Here is a 17,239-nt window from a genome sequence, read left to right as displayed (position 1 = left end):
GCCGTCAGAGTTTGCGCAGTCTCAGGCGCTGCACCTTGTGGTCGGGGCCCTTGCGCAGGACCAGCGCGGCCCGGCCGCGGGTGGGGGCGATGTTCTCGACGAGGTTGGGCTTGTTGATGGTGCGCCAGAGGGTGCGGGCGTAGTCGAGGGCCTCCTCCTCGGAGACCTGGGTGTACTTCCTGAAGTACGAGTCCGGGTTCTGGAAGGCGGTCTGGCGCAGCTTCCTGAAGCGGCTGAGGTACCAGCGCTCGATGTCCTCGGCGCTCGCGTCGACGTACACGCTGAAGTCGAAGTAGTCGGCGAGGCCGACGCGGGTGCGGCCGTCCTTGCCGGGGAGTGCCGGCTGGAGGACGTTCAGGCCCTCGACGATGAGGATGTCGGGGCGGCGGACGGTCAGCCGCCGGTCGGGGACGATGTCGTAGATCAGGTGCGAGTAGACGGGGGCGGTGACCTCGTCCTTGCCCGCCTTGATGTCGGCGACGAACCGGGTCAGGGCACGGCGGTCGTACGACTCCGGGAAGCCCTTGCGCGACATCAGGCCGCGGGCCTCCAGCTCCCGGGTGGGCAGGAGGAAGCCGTCGGTGGTCACCAGTTCCACGCGGGGGTGCTCGGGCCAGCGGGAGAGCAGCGCCTGGAGGAGCCGGGCGACGGTCGACTTGCCCACGGCCACGGAACCGGCGACACCTATGACGAACGGGGTGCCGGACTGGGAGCCCCGTTCGCCGAGGAAGGTGTTCAGGGCCCCTCTCAGCCCGTCCGTGGCGCCCACGTAGAGATTGAGCAGCCGGGACAGCGGGAGGTAGATGTCCCGCACCTCGTCCAGGTCGATGACGTCGCCGAGGCCGCGCAGCTTCTCGACCTCCTCGGCGGTGAGCGGCAGCGGCGTCTTGTCGCGCAGCGCGCTCCACTCGCGACGGGTGAGGTCGACGAAGGGAGTCGCCTCCGGCCTGGGCCGGTGGGCGCTCCGGGGCATCGGGGAGACCGGTGAGATCACAGTCCATTGTTAACGGAGTTTGAACGGGGTGGCGGGGTGGGGTGCGTCACGCCGGGCGGCGGCCCGGCACCCCGGCGAGGGCCTGACCAGCCTGGATGCCCTTTTTGTGATGCGGGCCGGGTTGTGCGGCCCCGGTCCCGAGGGCGCCCCCTGTGGCAGGGGGGCCCTCGGCGGGTCCTCCGCGCGTCTCCGCGTCAGCGGACGTTGCCGTACTCCATGGGGAAGTCCGGGGGCCAGGGCTGGGAGAAGTCGAACAGGGACGGGTCCTCGAACTTGCGGTCCGCCTCGCGCCACGAGGGGTTGCCGGAGACGACGAAGCTGTCCCCGTCCGGTTCGATCATCCAGGTGAAGCACGCATCGTCCGCGGGGAGGTCATGACGCTCCTTCAGCACCGCGAACTCCGCCTCCGACGCCCTGCGGACGTGGATCCCCTTCTCGTAGATGGGCTTGAGCAGCATGAGCTCCACATGCCCGAAGTACACCTCGACGCGGGTGTCCGTGTTGTCGACGGCAGTGGGTTCGCTGCACAACAGCAGCTGCCGGTGTGACGCCGAGAAGCTGACCACCCGGAACAGACGTCCCTCTCGTACGAAATCTGGCATTCTCCGTGCTCTTCCTGTCCTCGGGGTCTTCGGGTCACTGGGCCCGGTCCGGCTTTCGGCAAGTGAGACGCAACGACTTCCGATGCGGTGCCGTCCGGGGCTTCCGCTGCGGCGGCCGGCGGGGGTGAGGTCCTGTCCAGCGGTGCGCGCCGCGACGGTCCGCGCTGGGCCTCGGTCACCGTGACCGGAGTGGTCCGCCGGATACCGGGGAGCGACCATACGGCGTCGGGGGCAGCCTGCGATGACCGACGGCGTACTGCCAGACCTTGAAGTACCTTTCCGATCGGAACAGTTCGGAACCGGTGGACTCCGGCGTCACCTCACCCATTCAGTGCGTCCCAGTTCGGTTCGGGTATTTTGCTCCGCGGCATTACTCGGCGGCTCGCGGGTAAGCGAGTAGATCACCGGCCGGCACCTCGATTCAGGCGGCCTCTGGTACCGAGGCGCGGATGATCTCATAGCGCCCTCCGGCCGGCTCGTGCACCAGAATCTGGCGGCTCGATCCGTCCAGCAGATCCACCCGCAGATGAACCCCTGACGCACGCACGGCAACGGCGGCGAACACCCCCAGTGTCCGCCGCCGTTGCCGTCAACTACTGCCGTCAAGCCCCTCAGAAGCCTCGACGGGACGCACCTGATTGGGCTTCCGATTTGCTGGAGCGTTGGGAAAATCGCGGGCGGATGCCCATGCCCGCGAAAGATCGCTGCAACAAAGGATGCCACCTCATTTCAAATCTGGGCCTCTATCAAGAAATTCGGCGGCGGCTACGACCGCCTCCGTCAAGGTGCCAGCGTCGAAAGACGAACCAGATACTGAAGTATCTTCGACGCGATAGCGGCCGGCATCCAGAGGCTTGATGTGAAGCTCGCGCGATCCCTGCACTCCAAGATTCGTACTGAGCCGCAAAGTCCCATGACTCAGATTCGGGAACAGTCGACGGAAGCGATACTCGCCGTGAGCGGCCTCTACAAGAGGTCGCTCCTCTTCGAATATCTTCGAGTTCAGGAGCCAGTCCCACTGGGCCGGGACCGGATCACCCGCCTCCCGCGCCTTGGCGAGTCGCGTCAGCGTCATGAAAGGAAAGTTCTCTGCGAACTCGCCTACCGACATCCCATCACGCCACGCCATCGACGCGGCAACCAGATCAGCGAGATCATCGGTGGCACCTTCCGCCCAGACGAACCGGCCCTCTTGGATACCGACGAAGAATGTTCTCGTGGACTCGCCGAGCCACACCAAGACCTTTCCGCGACTTGAATCCACCTGCGCGGTGGAGATCACGCCCGACCCAGCCTCGGATTGACTGCGCACTCCGGCCAAATCGAGGCCGACCTTATCTGCCGCTTCGGCCATGGCCGAAGACAGCGAGCCAGCATCCTGAATCTCCGGATAGAGATCGAAGTTGATCATTCCTATCAGTGCTACACCGTCCACGAGCTCAATCTATGTAGAGGCGAATTCTGCCGAACGAACCCCAGTCGGGCTCCGGCACTGAGAATTCTCGACATCTGTGGCATATGGGCGCCCCGGGGTAAGCCCGTCCCTCGCAGCGTCAACGAAAGACCCAACTCCCTTCATGTTTACGTGAAGGATGTTTCTGGTATCCCTGATCGCCGCCTCTACCGGCCCTTGCCAGCCTTCCAGTTTCCCGAAGTGTTTGTAGCCCAGCTTTTCGGCCCACTCGTAGGTGCCTTCAGCCTTCTGACCCAGCGCAACGTTGCAATTGTGAACGAGTGCTGGAGTCTGTCCAGCCAGCACATGGTACGTGTGCTACGCGGTGCCCCTCTACCTGCTTCTTCGCTGGTCAGCGCGCGATTTGCGTTCCGCTGGTGTCCGTGGTTGTGCGGGGGAATCCGTGGGTGTTGCCGTCGCTACTGCCGTCAGGAGTCGAACGGCTGGCGCTGGTGCCATTCCTCGGCCCGGCGGTCACCGCGGCGTTTGTCGAGCCACCGTGTACGCCGTTGGGCCAGTAAGCCCTGTCCCTGTGCCGTCGAGCATGTCCAGGACCTCGAAGCCGACGCCCTCCGCGTAGCGTTCGAGCTCCTGGGGGAACAGGACGCGCCTGCGGATCTCGTCTCGGGCCTCGTCGCCCGAGGGGAGCAGCCAGTGCCGGTGCATGGTGTTGATCTGGGTCCGCAGGTCCCACGTGTGGCGGATGGTGACGGTCGCGGATCCCGTCGGGGTGTCGACCGTGGCGGTGGTCGGCTCGGTCCGGGTGATCGGGGCGACGGGGGAACACAGCACGAGTAGCGCTCCTGGCCGGGCGTGGGCGGCGAAGGTGGCGAAGACCTGGCTGATCGACTCGTTGTCGTGCACGTAAGCGAGGCTGTTGCCCATGCAGGTCACCACGTCCATGCGGCTGCCGAGTCGCACGGTGCGCATGTCGCCGGTGCGGATGTCCAGCCCGGGCCGGGCCTGGTGGGCGTAGTCGACCATGCGGGGCTGGAGGTCCACGCCGATGCACTCGAAGCGCTTGGCGAGGATCTCCAGGTCGCGGCCGGTACCGCATCCGAAGTCGACCAGGGTCCGGGCGTCCGGCCGGTGCAGCTCGATCAGGGTCTGGCACATTCCGGCGCTCGTGCTGTCGGACTGGACCACGTCGTAGAGTGCCGGATCGCGGTACAGGAGGTTGGTGGCTTCCACGTGCTCGGCTTCCGTCTCGGGGCTGGTCACATGAGGCTTCGCAGTCCGACCTCCAGGGCAAGCACATCGCACAGCAGATCGGGGACGACCGGCGCGGAGTCGGCGTTCCTCCCCGCCTTGGCGAGAACCTTGCCGTCAACGTAGCCGAGGTCCACCAGGATGGACTCCTTCAGCATGTCGTCCAAGACCGGCAAGCCGTAGGAACGTAAACCCTTCTCCAGGACGGCCAGGAAGTTCTCCGGTTCGGCCGGCGCGGCCACCCACTCGGGCAGCCCGGCCCGTCTGATCCGTTCGCGGAACAGCGCCTTGCCTCGCTTGTGCTCGTGCGGTAGCTGCTCCATGAACCGCACGATCCGCGGATGCGCGAGCGGGCTCACCGGCCAGATTCCGGCCCGGAGGAATCCAGGGTTGTGCATCCCGAACGCCATCAGGGTCGGTACGGGCAGCACTGGGATGGGGGCCAGGTGCTCATTGACTTCGGCGAGCGCTCGGACTGCTTTGTCGCCGAGCCACGGCACGGGTTCCGGCGTCGGCAGCTTGGCCTGAGTCCTGGAGTGGTGGGCGTTGATCTCGTCCCCGCCGCTGCCCGTGAACATGACCTCGCACCGCCGGGCGGCTGCCTGCTCGCGCACGACATCGAACGCCTCCTGGTAGAAGGCTCCCGCCGGATCGTGCGGCTTGCACAGATCGCGCACGCCCCCGGCGCAGAAGGGTGGGTGCTGCAGGGCGGGGGTGGCCGTGTCTCGGAAGCCGCAGTGCTCCACAAGAGCCCGACGCCGCTCGCGCTGCTGCCTGCCGGTGCTCCCTCCCACCAGCAGGCCGAAGCTGTACACCTCGGGGAAGCGCGCTGCTTTCACGGCCAGGGCGACGTTCCCGGAGTCCGCGCCGCCGGACAGCTCAACACCTACACATCCGGTTGCCGTCGGCGTCTGGCGGATCACGTCGGTCAGCAACTCGTCCAGAGTCATGAGTGGATCCACGCCGGGCCGCAGCGTACGCGGCTCAAGCACGTGTTCGGCGGGGTCGGGGTAGTGGATGCTGAGTCCCGAGGGAGTGAACGTGGCCGCTGCCCGTTCGGTGAGGCGGTAGACGCCTTTGAAGAGCGTCTCGGACGTGTAGCGGTGCTGCCTCGTCAGCGTGCGGGCGACAACGCGCGGCACCAGGCGGTCGGCCCGCAGATACGGTCGCAGTAGTGTCAGGTCCCACGAGGCGTGCAGTTCGCCGGCCTTCTCTGTCAGGTAGAGCGGGGCTGTGCCGAAGACACCCGCCGCCAGGCGGGCTTGTCCGGGCTCCATGGTGAGCGCGACGAAGTCGGCCTCGTCCCGCCTGCACTCCTTCACGCGGACCCGTACGCGCGGCGCCTGGTCATCGTTGACCTCCATGACCAGAGTGGACACGTTCGCGGGCTCGATCCAGCTCTCGCCGTTGATCCAACGGCCGCCCTGTGATCTCCACTTGGGCTCCTGGAGATCGGCCAGGCGCAGACGCATCGACAGCATGTCGTCCCTTTCCGATGCCGTGCGGCGGGGCGGGGCCACCTATGGCCCCGCCCCGCCTGGTGTCAGCCCTGCATCACTTGCTGCAGTGGTCGCCGTTGTTGTCGCCGCCGCCCGGCATCTTGTCGAGCAGCGCGGCCTCGACGGCCGGGACGCCGGTGATCAGGTCGCCGGTGAACAGCTCGTCCACGTTCATCGTTTTCTCCCTTACGGTTTTCAGTGGACTCCGCGGCCGATGCTGCGGAGTTGGACCCGTCCGGCTGCCGGACCCTTGCGAAGAAGGCAGCCGGGCGGGGTGCCCACCGCTTCCGGCGGCGGGCCCTCCCTCGTCACAGGTGGGGAGCCTGGATGCGTGACGGGGAGGAGTCAGGTGGGTGTGGATGCGGCGGCCACGCCCAGGACGAAGCCGACTGAACCCGAGATAGTGATGATCAGGAGCGGTCCGGCGTAGCGGCCGACGACTGCGGCCAACCGATTCATAGCCGCTCTCCACGGCTGCGCTCGTTGACCTCGCGTAGTGCGGCGCTCAGCCTCGCCGCTGCGTCCTCAGGCGTGGCACTGCGGTGCTGCGGGCAGCGACCCGGCGAGAATCGATTCGAACCCGGCGGCAGGTCCGTGCCCTCGTAGGTGTCGATCCTCAACACCCCGTCCACGCCCCGCTCCTCGGCCAGCCGGGCCAGACGGGCCCGCGCTTCACTTCTCATCCCTCAGCCCCTCAGACGACGGCTGCGGCGAGGTCTCGCCGTTCCCTGCTGTCTCTACGCAACCGCACGACCACGCTCAGCGGTACCGTTGCCGCAGCGTCAGGACTTGAAAGCCTTGAAAGTTCGCAAGGTCACGGGGAGTTGAGGGCATGGCCAAGCGTGAACCGAACGTGGCGCTCGGGCGCCTGCTCGCCGAGAGCCGTTGGACTCACCGTCAGTTCGCGCGGGCGGTGAACCGCGTCGGTACGGAGACCGGAATCCCTCTGCGTTACGACGAGTCGGCGGTGAGCCACTGGCTCGGAGGCACCGTCCCGCGCGGTGCGGTGCGCGCATGCATCCTCGAAGCCCTCTCCCGCCACCTCGGCCGCCCCGTCACCCATGCCGAGGCCGGGCTGCCCGTTCCACGCGATCGCTCCTCCGCGGCTGCGGATACCGTGGAAGGGGTGATCGTCCTGGGGAGGCTGGATATGGACCCGTCCCGCCGCAGTGTCCTGGGTGCCGGCCTGTTCTCCGTGGCCGTCACCATTCCCGGCTGGCCTGATGTGGTTGGGCGTGCCGACGCCGTCCAGTCCGGCCGCACGAGTCGCATCGGCATGAATGAAGTGGACATGGTCGTCGCCATGACCGAGCGTGTCTCGGAGCTGGACGACGAGTTCGGCGGCCGTCACGCACGCCCCATGGCGGCCTCGTTCATGGTCAACACTGTGGCCTCCTACCTGCGCGCCGACACGTCCGAGGACGTACGCAAGGCGATGCTGTCCGCCGCCTCGGACCTGCTCTACCTGACCGGCTACATGGCTGTGGACGAAGGGCTGCACGGTCTCGCGCAGCGCTACTACGTCAAGGCCCTGGAGCTGGCTGGCGCTGCCGAGGACCACCTGACGTACTGCACTACCCTGCGGGGCATGAGCGTCCAGGCAGTCGACCTCCGCCACGGGGCGAAGGCCATGGAGCTGGCCGACGCCGCTGCCGCCGCCTCCCCGAAAGCCGGGCCCCGGATGCTGGCCTTCCTCGTCGGCCAGCAGGCGCATGCCGCCGCGCAGACCGGCGACCGTGCGGGCGCGCTGCGCTACATCCGGGAGGCCGAGGCGGCCATGGACCGTGCCGAGTCACGCGGAAAGGCGTTCGGCTCGTATGACCCTTCTTCGCTCAACTACCACGTCAGCCAGGTGCGTTACGAACTCGGTGACAAGGCCGGAGCCGTCGAAGCCATGCAGCAAGCGGACCGGCTCCGCCCCAGCGTGTACCAGCGCACACGAGTACACCGTCGTGGCCTGTTGGCAGAGCGGCAGTTGGAACTCGGCCATCTGGAAGCGGCCTGCGTCACCTGGCACCAGGCCCTCGACGACTACCCCAAGGTGCAGTCCGGCCGCGCCGACGAGCGCGTGAAGGCGATGTTCGGTCTCTTGCGCCCTCATCTGAAGAACGCGACGGCCCGGGACCTGTACGACCGAGCACGGACGCTCGCACCACCGTCGCTGGTCACCTGATCCCCGTCGCACCTTCAAGCTCAGCCACAGAAAGTCAGCCACGACGGCGGGTGCGCCGAGAGATCACCCGCCACGTGTGCTTCCAGCAACCCCGCACCGGCCCCAACCACGCCTCTTCCTTCCGTCACGGCATCCGCCCTGCTCCGGCCTGGCCGCTCGGCAGCGGGATGGGCTGCTCGATCTGTGGCCTCGCCTGTGATGGCACGCCGACGACGATCGCGGCCTTTGGCTGCCGCGGCCTGACGTGATGCTGTGCGGCGTTCGGCGGAGCGGGCCGGCGGCGCCGCTGCGGGCCGATGCTGTTGCTTCCGGAATCGGGGTCGGCGCGCAGTGGCCCGCGCAAGCGGGACGCCCTTCTTGAATGTGTGACCCCACGTTTTAACGCTGTTGGAGGCCCAGTTCATACATCCGTTGCTGTTGTGAACGAGTACCGGCGTCTGCCCCGCCAGCACATAATACGTGTGCAGGTCGTCGACGGTGAGGTCGTAGACCGTACGCGGGGTCAGGCCCGAGCGGTCGTGCAGCGCGGTCACCGAGCGGACGGAGCCGTTTGAAGCTGCCGATGACCTGCCGGGTCCGCATCTGGCCGGTAGCCGGATCCGCGCCCTGGACGCCGCGCTGAAGACCGGTGTCGGCGTCGCTGACGCGTTCAAGGCCCTCAAGAAGCTGGACATCGACCCAAGCACGCTGGCGGCCATCGAGCAGAAGGTCAACATCGTCGAAGATGCGCTGACCAGCTGCCGCGTCAACAGCTTCCCGGCGGACACGCCGGTGCTGATGGCAGACGTACGCGTCGGCCGATCGGCTCGATCCGGGAAGGCGACCTGCTCCTGGCGACGGACGCCGAGACCGGTGCCCACGCTGCCCAGCCGGTCACGGACACCATCCGGCACGAGACGCGGCGGCTCGTCGACATCTCCTTCGCTGACGGGTACGGCCTGACCAGCACGGCTGGGCACCGGGTGTACGTCGCAGGACAGGGCTGGACCTTCATGGCCGACCTGCGGACCGGTGACCGGCTGCGTGGGCCGGACGGCACGTCCCGTGTCGTCAGTGCCCTGCACGACCGGTCGGGTCTGGCACCGCGCACTGTGTACGACCTGACGGTCGACGGGCTGCACACCTTCTACGTGGGTACGGAGGGCACGCCGGGCGCCCCGGCACGGGACGTCCTGGTCCACAACTGCCTCGACCTGACCCTGCACGACGGTGACCGCGGCGCCCACACGATCGACGACCATGTCGATACGACTCCGGAGCGAGCGCGCGCCAAAGCCCAGCGCGATTGGGAGAGGAACCCGAACCACCCTGGTGTGACCGGGGTCTGGAAGGATCTGGAAACTGCCCAGAACGCCGTGAACGAGGCGATGAAGAAGTGGCTCACCGGAGGGTCGCCGGCCCAGAACAAGAAGAACCAGGACCGGCTGGCGAAGTGGATGCGGGAGACCCCGAAGGACTCCGAGAGCCCGACGGACCTCCTCTCGTTCGACGGGCTACATGGTGTACACCTCGTACCCCAAGGGTGCGAGGCCGTGAGGTGAGGGTGCGACGACAGGACATCTGGATCGACTTCGGGCTCAGCGGGCTCACCAAGTGGTTCGCCGGGCCCTGGGCGGGTGAGGCCACGCCGGAGGAGATCGTCGCCGGTGCGGCGGACTGGGGTGACGGGGCGTATGCGGCGACGCTCCTGGACGACGCCCTGCGGCTGCTGGAGTCGTCGGTGCCCACCCGGGTGATCGACTTGCTCTGGCGTGCGGCGATCGGCCTGCCCTGCGACGGGGACGACGTGCGGAGGGACGGGCGGGCATGGCTGGGCGACATCGTCCGGATCTGTGCCGACCGGATACGCCTCGACCAGCCCTCCTTCACTCCCGTACCGCCGGACCCCCCGGCGGACGGGCCGCTGGAGGAGGCTGTCCTGGAGGAGATCCGCGCGGCCGCGCCGGACGTGCGGCACGCCGTCGGGGCCGGCGGGGCCGAGGTGGTGGGCGCGCTGGAGGAGGTGGTCGCCCGCGTCGATCCCGATCTCGGGTTCCGGCTCTTCCTGCGGGTGCTCAAGGCGTACCTGGTTCCGGTCGCGGAGTCGCGCTACCTCCGGTACCACGAGCTCGGCGAACGCTTCGGCTATCACGAGCTGGTCGTGGACGACGGAACACTCCAGTCCGTTCCGGATCCGGCCTGACGTCGAAAACACACGCTGAATCAAGGCCCGTACCTCTGGGGCGCCGGGGGTACGGGCCTCCCGAGGCCGTATCGGGCATCTGCCTGCGGTGCCCCATGGACCGGCTGTTGGAATTTCCGAATTCGGGCACGTGGAGGCGTGTTCGGGCGGCTTTTCGCGCCTAGGCTGCCGCGCATGTGCGGAATCGTGGGATACGTGGGGTCTCAGTCGGCGCTCGAGGTCGTGATGGCCGGGCTGAAGCGGCTGGAGTACCGGGGATACGACTCGGCCGGTGTCGCCGTGCTCGCCGACGGCGGGCTGGCCGCCGCCAAGAGGGCCGGCAAGCTCGTCAACCTGGAGAAGGAGCTCGGGGCGCGGCCGCTGCCGACCGGGACGACGGGGATCGGGCACACGCGGTGGGCCACGCACGGCGGGCCGACGGACGCCAATGCGCATCCGCATCTCGACAACGCGGGGCGGGTCGCCGTCGTGCACAACGGGATCATCGAGAACTTCGCCGCGCTGCGGGCCGAGTTGGAGGAGCGGGGCCATGAGCTGGCCTCCGAGACCGACACCGAGGTCGTGGCCCATCTGCTCGCCGAGGAGTTCTCCGCCACCGCCGACCTCGCCGAGGCCATGCGGCTGGTGTGCCGGCGGCTGGAGGGCGCGTTCACCCTCGTCGCGGTGCACGCCGACGAGCCGGATGTGGTGGTGGGGGCCCGGCGGAACTCACCGCTCGTGGTGGGCGTCGGGGAGGGCGAGGCCTTTCTCGCCTCGGACGTCGCCGCGTTCATCGCCCACACGCGGTCGGCGATCGAGCTGGGGCAGGACCAGGTCGTCGAGCTGCGGCGGGACGGGGTGACCGTCACCGGCTTCGACGGGCGTCCGGCGGACGTCCGCTCGTATCACGTCGACTGGGACGCGTCGGCGGCGGAGAAGGGCGGCTACGACTACTTCATGCTCAAGGAGATCGCCGAGCAGCCGAAGGCGGTCGCCGACACGCTCCTCGGGCGGATCGACGCCTCCGGCTCGCTGACCCTCGACGAGGTGCGGATCAGCGACTCCGAGCTGCGGGAGGTCGACAAGGTCGTCATCGTCGCGTGCGGTACGGCCTTCCACGCCGGCCTCATCGCCAAGTACGCCATCGAGCACTGGACGCGCATCCCGTGCGAGGTCGAGCTGGCCAGCGAGTTCCGGTACCGGGACCCGATCCTCGACGCGCGCTCGCTCGTCATCGCCATCTCCCAGTCGGGCGAGACCATGGACACGCTCATGGCGCTGCGGCACGCCCGTGAGCAGGGGTCCAGGGTGCTGGCCATCTGCAACACCAACGGGTCGACCATCCCCAGGGAGTCGGACGCGGTGCTGTACACGCATGCCGGGCCCGAGGTGGCCGTCGCCTCCACCAAGGCGTTCCTGACGCAGCTGGTCGCCTGCTATCTGGTGGCCCTGTACCTGGGGCAGGTGCGGGGCACCAAGTGGGCCGACGAGATCCGGGCCGTCATCCGCGACCTCGCGCGGATCTCCGGTGCGGTCGAGGAGGTGCTCGGGACCATGGAGCCGGTACGGGAGCTGGCGCGCTCCCTCGCCGGCAAGGACACCGTGCTGTTCCTCGGCCGGCACGTCGGGTATCCGGTCGCGCTGGAGGGAGCCCTGAAGCTGAAGGAGCTCGCCTACATGCACGCCGAGGGCTTCGCGGCCGGCGAGCTCAAGCACGGGCCGATCGCCCTGATCGAGGAGGATCTGCCGGTGGTCGTGGTCGTCCCCTCGCCCCGGGGCCGTTCCGTCCTCCACGACAAGATCGTCTCGAACATCCAGGAGATCAGGGCGCGCGGTGCGCGGACCATCGTGATCGCGGAGGAGGGCGACGAGGCGGTCGTCCCCTACGCCGACCACCTCGTACGGATCCCCGCGACGCCCACGCTGCTGCAGCCGCTGGTGGCGACCGTGCCGTTGCAGGTCTTCGCCTGCGAGCTGGCCACCGCGCGGGGCAACGAGGTGGACCAGCCGCGCAACCTGGCGAAGTCCGTCACCGTCGAGTAGGGCCTCAGGAAGGCGGCGGAAGCCTCGGCCGGGAAGGTGAGCGTCGCCCCGGCCGGGGCAAGAGGGCGCTGGGAAGGCCAACGATGCGGGTTAGCCTGCCGCCATGGAGCCCATCGAGCCCATGGAGCCCGTCGAGCCGCCGCGTGCCCTGTCGCACATCCAGTCCCTGCCCAGCTGGCTGGCCGGGCGGGTGGCGGAGCGCGGGCGGAGCCTGGTCGCCGAGGCGATCGCCGGGGAGGGGCTGAAACTGCCTCAGCACGCCGTGCTGGCGGCGGTGTCGGAGTACGGTCCGGTCGCCCAGGCCGATCTGGTGCGCCGGCTGGGCTTCGACGCGAAGGACGTGGTCCTCCTGCTCAACCACCTCGAAGAGGTCGGGCTGGCCGTACGGGGACCCGATCCGCACGACCGCCGGAAGAACGCCGTGCGGGTGACACCGGCGGGCGTACGGATCCTGGAGCGGTGCGCGGAGCGGGTCGAGCGGGCCAACGCCGAACTCCTCGCGCCGCTCGGCACGGAGGAACGCCGGCAGTTGACGGAGCTGCTGAGCCGGGTGCTCTCCCCGCGCCCGCGAACCCCCGCCCGTCGGGGACGGGGGCGTCGCGGTCGCGGCCGGCGGGACGTGCTGCTCCGCGGGCAGGGCCGGGCGGCGGTCAGCCGTGGTAGTTGATGTAGCCGTTGCCGTCGGCGTCGTTCGCGCGCTTGGTGTAGGAGTGGACGTCGGCGCGCGCCCCGGTCGGCTTGACCAGGTAGATGGTGTCCTTGTCGTTGTTCCAGATGAAGTTGCAGTTCTGGCGGTAGACGACGTTGCCGGCGTCGGAGTCGGTGCCGCGGCCGCCGCGCAGCTTGACGTAGTCGCCGGGCTCGAGCTTGTGGCTGGTGGGGAACGTGAACCTGTTGCCCGCGGCGTCCTTCACGACGTAGCCCTTGAGGTTCACCGTCGTGGTGCGGGAGTAGTTCTTGATCGTCAGGTACTCGTCCTTGGTGTTGCCGCCGGAACACCGGTTGGAGTCGCTGCCCGGGGCGTCGTACTGGACGCCCTTGACCTTCAGCGCGGACGAGTACTCGGTGGCCTGGGCCGGACCGGCGGCCGACACGGCGAGCACGCCGGCGGAGGCGGCAGCGGCGGCCGCGGACAGGGCGCGACGCATGGATATGCGCATGAGGAATCCCCCCTCAATGGTGCGATTGGAGCGCCTGGAGCATACCGAACGTGAGGACGGCGTGTTCTTCATGTGTCCATGTTGTGAAGAGGGTTATGGGCGGGATGGCCCGGGCGGGCCGCCGTTCAGGCAGGCGCTGAGGTGGGTCGCCGCGGTGAGCATGGCGAGGCCCCGCGCGGTCAGCCGTCGCCGCCACTCGTCCAGGGCCTCGGCCAGGGGCCCGGTGCCGCCGGCCGTGCGGATCCGCTGCACCACGGCGGCGATGTGGTCCAGCGGATAGCCCCCGCGCCGGAGCAGATGGGCGAGCTCGGCGTCGCGGAGGTCGGCTGAGCGGTACACCCGGTGACCGGTGGCCGGGTCCCGTGCCGGGGTGAGGATCCCGGCGGCTTCCCAGTTGCGCAGGGTCGCCGGGGTGACACCGAGCCGGTGCGCGAGTTCACCGATGGTCCGCGTGCCGTCGGCCGCCGGAGCCGGGGCGGCCCCGGACTCCGCCGTCAGATGATCCACCGCCCTGCGCACCGCGTCGAGGGTGGCCCGGTCGCGGAGCAACTGGTGGTGGCCGCGGTCGATGGCGGCCAGGGCGTCGTCGACGGCGTCACCGTGGACCGCGTTCATGATCTCGCCGGCGGCCGAATGGCCGTAGGCCGGGACCAGGGCGAGGAACGCGCGGAGCGCGGCCGCGTGCGCCTCGGTGTAGATCCGGTAGCCGCTGCGGGTCCGCTCGGCGGGCGGAAGGAACCCGTCCCGCTCGTAGTTGCGGACCGCCTGGGCCGAGATGCCGTGCTCGCGCGCGAGGTCGGCTGGTCGCATGGCTCTCTCCGGTTTGAGGGTTCACGGCAGGAACGGGCACGTCATGGCCTCACAAGTCTCCACCGGCTTTTCAAAGTTACGCTGGAGGCTCATGAGTCAGGACATCCGAGACTTCGTGACCCCGTCGTGCGAACTGCTGGCGCTGGGTGAACCGACCCACCAGGAACCGGCCTTCGCCGCCGTCCGCAACCGACTGTTCGCCCAACTCGTCGACCACGGCTTCCGGTCGATCGCCCTGGAGAGCGACCGGGTGGCCGCGCTCACCGTGAACGACTTCGTCCAGGAAGGGGTCGGCACCCTCGACGCGGCGATGGCCGAAGGCTTCTCGCACGGCTTCGGGGAACTGGACCCCAACCGCCGGCTGGTCGCCTGGATGCGCGCGTTCAACGAGGGCCGCCCCGCGGAGGAACGGCTGGCCTTCCACGGCTTCGACGCCCCGATGGAGACCATGAGCGCCCCCAGCCCCCGGCCCCGCCTCGAACACGCCCGTGCCTACCTGGGCCTCGACCTCGACCTCGACTTCGACCTCGACCTCGACCTCGACTTCGCGAGCCTCGTCGGCGACGACGAACGGTGGAGCCGTACCGAGGCGGTCATGGACCCGGCCATGTCGCCCGGCGCCACGCCCGAGGCCGACCGCCTGCGGGTGATCGCGGACGACATGCTCACCACGCTCCATGCGCGCGCACCGCAGCTGATCGCGGCGACCTCGCGCGCCGAGTGGCACCGGGCGAGGATCCACCTCACCGCCGGTCTCGGACTGCTGCGCTACCACCGGCAGTCGGCCCGGCGGATCGAGCAGGACGCCCGGATCACGCTCCTGGGCGCCACCCGGGACGCCCTCATGGCCCAGAACCTCCTCGACATCCGGAGCCTCGAAGCGCGGCGGGGCGCGACCCTGGTCTTCGCCCACAACCGTCACCTCCAGCGAAGCCTGAGCACCATCCCCGTGGGGGAGGCCGACCTCGACTGGTTCGGCGCCGGAGCCGTCCTGGGGGCGCTGGGCGTGCCGTACACCTTCGTCGCCGGCAGCCTGGGCCGCAGCGAGGCGCTGGGGCTGCGCGAGCCCGGGCCGGACACGTACGAGGGCGTCCTCCAACGCCGGATCACCACCTGGGGACTGACCGCGCCCGCCGCGCTCCCCTCCGCCCGCACCCGTACCGACACCACCCCGCGGCAGGGCTACTTCCCGCTCGACCCGGCCACCCTGGACGCCGCCGACGCGGTCCTGCACATCGCCGACGGCGCGCACGGGGACGGCACTCACGGGGACGGAACTCACGGGGACCGGCTGTAGCGTCCGTACGCCCCTGCCCAGACCGGAAAGCCCTGCGGGGCGGGCGAGTTCCGCTGAACAACGGGATCGTGCCGGACACGCCTCCGGCACGGCCCCCGGACAGGCCCTATCCGCGTCGGCGGCGGCGGGCCCGGGACAGGCCCGCCGTCATCGCCACCAGCGGCAGCCACATGATCCAGACGCCGGTCACGGCGTCCCACTCGGGGTTCTTCGCGCTCGCCTCGTCGGCCGTGATGACGGCGCACAGCAGACCCCAGCAGGCGGCCAGCAGGCCGACCGTCCACAGGGCGAGCGTCCAGGCCCAGGTGGACCGGCCGGTGCCGCCCCCGGTCCGGCCGCCGGAGGCCTCCCGCTTGCGCGGCTGCGGGATGCGGTCGGGCTCGCGGGCCGGCATGCGGACCACCGCCCGCGGCGGTACCGCCGCGTCGACGGCGGCCACGCGCTCCGGGGTGAGACCCCGGTAGAGGGTCGGTTCGACGCTCACCGAGAAGCCGTCGTGGCCGGTGAGGCAGCGGGCGCCGTCCGGGCGGGTGGTCATGGCGGCCGTCGCGTCGTAGCGCACGGTCACCGGTCCGCGCGGGGTCAGCAGGCTGACCCCTTCCGTGCCGATGACCAGGGTGACCTTGTCGTCCTCCAGCGACTGGTGACGCGTACCGCTGACCGACGTCTGGGAGAACTGCGGGGCCAGGGTGAAGCCCGCCCAGTCCACGCCCCGGCCCGGCACCTGCAGCAGCGCGCCGTTCCAGGCCTCCTGGGCGACCTCGCGCAGGTCCGCGAGGGTGACCGCGTTCAGCTCGGCCCGGTGCTGGCCGGGGCTCAGGATGCGGTGGCCGAGGAGCAGGCTCAGCGCGTACGAGGGGAGCGAGGCGGCGGCGAGGTCGGGGGCGTCGTACATCTTGAGGAGCTTGCCGCGCACGGAGTCCAGTTCGGACTGCTCGATGCGGCCCGCCCGCAGGCGTGCCAGCGTGTCGACGAAGCCTCCGACGACCGCGTCCTGCTTCTGCGGGAGCGCGTCGGCGTACGCGGTCAGCGTGGCGTACTCGGCGTCGCGCGGCGAGTAGTCGGCCTCCGCCGAGTAGGAGTAGCCGCCCTCCTGGCGCAGGTCCTGGAAGAGGGCCCGGCCGAGGACGTCCGCGAAGACGGAGGCGGCCGTGGACCGGCGGACGACGGAGGTCAGGACGACATGGCCGTCGTCGCCGTGGATGTAGGCGGGGGTGACCGGCAGGGCGCTCGTCGGGGCGGGCGCCGGGAGGCGGGAGCCCTGCGGGAGCGTCAGGTCCAGGCCGTCCGGGACGTGGTCGCTGGTGATCCACAGCACCGCGTTGTCGCGGGTGAAGCGGGTCGCCGCCCAGTCACGGACCTGGTCCGCCGTCAGGCTCCAGGTGCCCAGTTCGCTGTAGCTGGACAGACCGTAGCCCTGGGCGCCGTACCGCCACAGCGGCATCTGGTGGTTCGGGCCGCTGCCCCGGCCCGCCGCCTCCGTGCGGAGGATCTCCTTCTCCGTCTCCAGCCGGTCCATCGGCAGGTCGCGGAGCGCCGCGCACACGGTGTTGAGATACCTGACGACCTCCTCCTCGCTGCCGGTGACGTGGAAGAGCGTGTACGCGTTCGCCGTCGCGCCGTTGTAGTGCAGGTCGGACAGGCCGAGGCGGTGCAGGGCGAGGTGCTCGACGAGATGGGTGATCCCGGCGGTGGCCAGGGTCTCGTCGGCGCGTCCCACGCGGAAGAACAGGCCCGCCGTCACCTCGTTGGCGGAGGACGGCGCGTACAGGGTGGGGATGCCGCCGGTCGTCGTGTGGGAGACCAGGCCGTCGAGCACGTGCAGTTCGGTCGTCATC

Annotated in this window: 15 protein-coding genes and 1 pseudogene; 6 read left to right on the top strand and 10 right to left on the bottom strand. The window is 69.5% G+C overall.

Annotation, left to right across the window (positions count from 1 at the left end):
• Positions 1-4 precede the first annotated feature (4 nt).
• From coaA to ACFY2L_RS17170, 6 genes are all read right to left on the bottom strand, one after another.
• A complete protein-coding gene (coaA, locus tag ACFY2L_RS17195; protein WP_390658492.1) occupies positions 5-973 on the bottom strand; it encodes a type I pantothenate kinase in 969 nt (322 codons plus the stop codon).
• A gap of 215 nt (positions 974-1,188) precedes the next feature.
• The gene (locus ACFY2L_RS17190; protein WP_390822703.1) at positions 1,189-1,596 is read right to left on the bottom strand and encodes a hypothetical protein; all 408 of its coding nucleotides are present in this window, start codon (positions 1,594-1,596) and stop codon (positions 1,189-1,191) included.
• 724 nt (positions 1,597-2,320) lie between these two features.
• Positions 2,321-3,031 carry a DUF6193 family natural product biosynthesis protein gene (locus ACFY2L_RS17185; protein WP_390822702.1) on the bottom strand — a complete coding sequence of 237 codons (711 nt, stop codon included), beginning with the start codon at positions 3,029-3,031 and terminating at the stop codon, positions 2,321-2,323.
• A 492-nt stretch (positions 3,032-3,523) separates the two neighbouring features.
• Positions 3,524-4,270, bottom strand: a complete 747-nt coding sequence (locus ACFY2L_RS17180; protein ID WP_390822701.1) for a class I SAM-dependent methyltransferase — start codon at positions 4,268-4,270, stop codon at positions 3,524-3,526.
• Positions 4,267-5,739 carry an asparagine synthase-related protein gene (locus ACFY2L_RS17175; RefSeq protein WP_390822700.1) on the bottom strand — a complete coding sequence of 491 codons (1,473 nt, stop codon included), beginning with the start codon at positions 5,737-5,739 and terminating at the stop codon, positions 4,267-4,269. Before ACFY2L_RS17175 ends, ACFY2L_RS17180 begins: the two co-directional genes overlap by 4 nt.
• 473 nt (positions 5,740-6,212) lie before the next feature.
• Positions 6,213-6,440 carry a hypothetical protein gene (locus ACFY2L_RS17170; protein ID WP_390658154.1) on the bottom strand — a complete coding sequence of 76 codons (228 nt, stop codon included), beginning with the start codon at positions 6,438-6,440 and terminating at the stop codon, positions 6,213-6,215.
• Positions 6,441-6,589: 149 nt separating this feature from the next.
• Here ACFY2L_RS17170 and ACFY2L_RS17165 point away from each other — a divergent pair, with 149 nt between their 5' ends.
• Positions 6,590-7,930 (top strand): tetratricopeptide repeat protein, encoded by a 1,341-nt coding sequence (locus ACFY2L_RS17165; protein WP_390822699.1) that lies wholly within the window; start codon positions 6,590-6,592, stop codon positions 7,928-7,930.
• Positions 7,931-8,340: 410 nt separating this feature from the next.
• On the opposite strand, the pseudogene ACFY2L_RS17160 reads toward ACFY2L_RS17165, so the two are convergent.
• Positions 8,341-8,421, bottom strand: a pseudogene (locus ACFY2L_RS17160) (hypothetical protein); the annotation flags it as partial.
• Positions 8,422-8,667: 246 nt separating this feature from the next.
• Here ACFY2L_RS17160 and ACFY2L_RS17155 point away from each other — a divergent pair.
• From ACFY2L_RS17155 to ACFY2L_RS17140, 4 genes are all read left to right on the top strand, one after another.
• Positions 8,668-9,471, top strand: a complete 804-nt coding sequence (locus ACFY2L_RS17155) for a polymorphic toxin-type HINT domain-containing protein (protein WP_390822826.1) — start codon at positions 8,668-8,670, stop codon at positions 9,469-9,471.
• A gap of 2 nt (positions 9,472-9,473) precedes the next feature.
• Entirely contained in the window at positions 9,474-10,112 is a 639-nt protein-coding gene (locus ACFY2L_RS17150; protein WP_390822698.1) for a hypothetical protein, read from the top strand.
• 174 nt (positions 10,113-10,286) lie between these two features.
• Entirely contained in the window at positions 10,287-12,134 is a 1,848-nt protein-coding gene (glmS, locus tag ACFY2L_RS17145; protein ID WP_390658159.1) for a glutamine--fructose-6-phosphate transaminase (isomerizing), read from the top strand.
• A 103-nt stretch (positions 12,135-12,237) separates the two neighbouring features.
• Positions 12,238-12,801: a MarR family winged helix-turn-helix transcriptional regulator gene (locus ACFY2L_RS17140; RefSeq protein WP_390822697.1), complete on the top strand. Its 564-nt coding sequence runs from the start codon at positions 12,238-12,240 to the stop codon at positions 12,799-12,801.
• Here ACFY2L_RS17140 and ACFY2L_RS17135 read toward each other — a convergent pair.
• Both ACFY2L_RS17135 and ACFY2L_RS17130 read right to left on the bottom strand, forming a co-directional pair.
• Positions 12,785-13,294: a lamin tail domain-containing protein gene (locus ACFY2L_RS17135; RefSeq protein ID WP_390658161.1), complete on the bottom strand. Its 510-nt coding sequence runs from the start codon at positions 13,292-13,294 to the stop codon at positions 12,785-12,787. The genes ACFY2L_RS17140 and ACFY2L_RS17135 overlap by 17 nt on opposite strands.
• Positions 13,295-13,387: 93 nt before the next feature.
• Positions 13,388-14,104, bottom strand: coding sequence for a TioE family transcriptional regulator (locus ACFY2L_RS17130; RefSeq protein ID WP_390822696.1), 717 nt, complete (start codon positions 14,102-14,104; stop codon positions 13,388-13,390).
• A gap of 91 nt (positions 14,105-14,195) precedes the next feature.
• Between ACFY2L_RS17130 and ACFY2L_RS17125 the strand changes: the two genes are divergently transcribed.
• Entirely contained in the window at positions 14,196-15,401 is a 1,206-nt protein-coding gene (locus ACFY2L_RS17125) for an erythromycin esterase family protein (RefSeq protein WP_390822695.1), read from the top strand.
• A 106-nt stretch (positions 15,402-15,507) separates the two neighbouring features.
• On the opposite strand, the gene ACFY2L_RS17120 is transcribed toward ACFY2L_RS17125, so the two are convergent.
• The gene (locus tag ACFY2L_RS17120) at positions 15,508-17,238 is read right to left on the bottom strand and encodes a M16 family metallopeptidase (RefSeq protein WP_390658164.1); all 1,731 of its coding nucleotides are present in this window, start codon (positions 17,236-17,238) and stop codon (positions 15,508-15,510) included.
• Position 17,239: the final 1 nt, after the last annotated feature.

The organism is Streptomyces sp. NPDC001381, from assembly GCF_042895685.1.
Taxonomy (GTDB): domain Bacteria; phylum Actinomycetota; class Actinomycetes; order Streptomycetales; family Streptomycetaceae; genus Streptomyces.
This window is presented reverse-complemented; position numbering and strand designations above follow the sequence as displayed.